2 protein-coding genes are annotated in these 2,418 nt (G+C 56.5%); both read right to left on the reverse strand.

Features of this window, described 5'->3' with window-relative positions:
• Window positions 1–872: 872 nt before the first annotated feature.
• On the reverse strand, window positions 873–1,196 hold the full coding sequence (locus Q2M23_RS43410; protein WP_092089278.1) for a helix-turn-helix domain-containing protein: 324 nt from the start codon (window positions 1,194–1,196) through the stop codon (window positions 873–875).
• Window positions 1,162–1,587 carry a type II toxin-antitoxin system RelE/ParE family toxin gene (locus tag Q2M23_RS43415; RefSeq protein ID WP_316399490.1) on the reverse strand — a complete coding sequence of 142 codons (426 nt, stop codon included), beginning with the start codon at window positions 1,585–1,587 and terminating at the stop codon, window positions 1,162–1,164. The genes Q2M23_RS43410 and Q2M23_RS43415 overlap by 35 nt, the downstream gene beginning before the upstream one ends.
• Between the last annotated feature and the right edge of the window lie 831 nt (window positions 1,588–2,418).

Genomic DNA, 2,418 nt, shown 5'->3' on the forward strand with positions numbered 1-2,418 from the left:
CGTGCCGCCAGAGAACTTGCCGATCCTAAGCTGGCTCGGTATCAAACCGTCAAAATCACTGTGACGAGCCACTAGTGTAGATCGCCGGGACGTATCTCGGGTGACCGTATTGCTGCCTGGGTACATAAAGCCGAGCCGCCGGCGGCGCCCGATAGCCAGGTGCGGAGCGCATGACAGGAGTGGCACGAAACGTTGCGGCGGATCTTGCGCCACCACCATAGGAATGACCGCCGCCGCCGGCTCTCGCTAAACATGGCGATGAGGCTACCAACGCCACGGACAGCGCCGCAGCAAGAACCAAGAACATTTTCATATTGATCGCCCTGAAAAACAACTTTTCTCAAAGAGCGACAGTCTTCAGCAACCTGCGGGCGAGTTCAAGAGGTTATTTGGTCAACCGCAAGCCCGATCTCGACCAGCCGGCGGATAGCCTCAGGTCGCCAGGCAGATCCCCCTGATGGCGCCGCCAATCATCAACATCTCGCGGGGCATATGAATCATTCGCGGTAACGGGCTCGTTTTGTACGGGAAGGCGCCCCCGCCTCGATTTCCGTCATTTATTCTTGATGGCACGTCATAAAGAGACAAGCCGAGCAAGTGCTGGAACACCCGCTCGGCTCTAGCCCAAGCCAAGGAGTGAGCATGGCCCAAGCAATCTAATACAAAGCCGGCTTCTTCGCTCTTCCGCGATCCAGTGCTCCGCGCTGCCTTCAAGGCGCTGAGGACAATGGGCAGACCGGTGAGCTGGTTGGAAACCGACCGGCCGGCCCGGCTGGATGGTGGCGCCGCCGAGTCCTTCCGCGTTCTCGAGAGGGCGTAACGGAGGGCGCGATGATGCTAAGCGCCGCTCGATGGCGACCGCTTTTTGTACGTTACGAAAATTCGAATTCAAGTTTTGCCTTGGTCTTAGGCTTGGCGTCTGAAACCACGATACGCACGTTCTCTCCCAGCGCGTTGAGTAGATTAAATAGACGCTCATAGGAGAAGCCGTCGAAGTTCCCACGCATAAGTCGAGAGACATCGGGCTGCGCAATCCCGATCGTCTTCGCGGCTTGTGATTGTGTGAGCCCTTTTGATCGAATGATCGCGGCGATGCCGAGGACAAGGTCGGCCTTAGCAAGATGCATCTCTGCATCCGGCACGCCAATATCGGCGAAAACATTACCGCTGCCTTTTGTGCTTCTTGCTTTGCTCATTTTCCTTCTCCGCGTGTAACTCAATTGCCGCGTTCAACCGGGTGCGTATCAAGTCCTTGTCGTTCTGGGATGTCGTTTTCCCTTTAGTGGATTTCTTCTGAAAGGCGTGGAGTACGTATATGGCGCCTTTCAGCTGAACCGTGTAGACAGCCCGGAACGTATCTCCGTCAAAACTAGACTTGATTTGAAGGACGCTAGCTCCGCCAAAACCTTTCAGCGGCTTTACATTCTCTCCTTTTCCGCCCTTCTGGGCGGCACGGAGCGCAAAACCGATCTCCTTCTTGCACGGAAGGGGAAAAGCGGAAAGATCCTCAAGCGATGAGCCGACGAACTCGAGAGGCACATCCTCCTTGCGCTCAGACGACTTTATAGCAGATTTACTATTGGTCATGTCAACGAAAATATTGTGGTCTGGTTCCAGGAAATTGGACGGCGAATCTGGTTGTTTTGCGGGTCAGATACAATCTCAACGGGGGCGCGGCCGCAAGTGGGCTACACCTTCGCCTTCAGCCCGATCTCGACCGGCCGGCGGATGGCCTCGGCCCGGCCCGGCAGATGGGCTTGGTTGCGGCGCCAGTCGTCGAGCCTGGCCCGGCCCGCAGGGTGCCAAAGCAGCCGGCGATAGGGGTGGGAACTCGTCTGTGTGATTGCGGGGCCGGCAATCCTTGCTGCCGCATGGAACCGCGCATGTACGGTGGAACCTTCGCGGGCATTCCCGATCGATTGGAATTTTGAGCCCGGAAGAATTCAGGAGAGTTATTATCCGATCTGTATTGGCTGCCGGATTGGTTGAATTCTTCTTATCAACGACGTTGGCCGGAAGCGCCTGTGCCCAGACCGCAAAGGCAAGCCGAAAGAAAGTCAGGCGACCGGGCAAATGATATGCATATCGTCTGGAGGATGTAGGCCGGTCAAACCGGGCTCTCGCCTTGAGGCGGTCCGAACAGGGAATACCGGCATAACGTCTAACGTGGAAGTTTACAAATAAACAAGGCGCGCAGCTCTGTCCGTCGCTGGGGCCATTTCTTTTTAGACAGGAACGGCCGACGCGGATTTCCGGTTACCGTAAGGTCCAAGTGCTGCCCCTGCCGAAAGCACTTGGACGATCCACTTGGAATGTCGGCCTCAGCGTCTCCCCGGGCGCTCTAGGACCGATCGACATTCATTGCATCCAGATCATTGCGGCAGCGAGATGGATGAAGCCGGTAAAGTTGTCAGATCG

It is taken from the genome of Bradyrhizobium sp. 33ap4, from assembly GCF_032654765.1.
In the GTDB taxonomy this organism is placed as follows: domain Bacteria; phylum Pseudomonadota; class Alphaproteobacteria; order Rhizobiales; family Xanthobacteraceae; genus Bradyrhizobium; species Bradyrhizobium australafricanum.

Bases quoted from the DNA above. Each gene is read 5' to 3' on its own strand.
- Q2M23_RS43415 (WP_316399490.1), bottom strand. From the start codon at position 1,587: ATGACCAATAGTAAATCTGCTATAAAGTCGTCTGAGCGCAAGGAGGAT.
- Q2M23_RS43410 (WP_092089278.1), bottom strand. From the start codon at position 1,196: ATGAGCAAAGCAAGAAGCACAAAAGGCAGCGGTAATGTTTTCGCCGAT.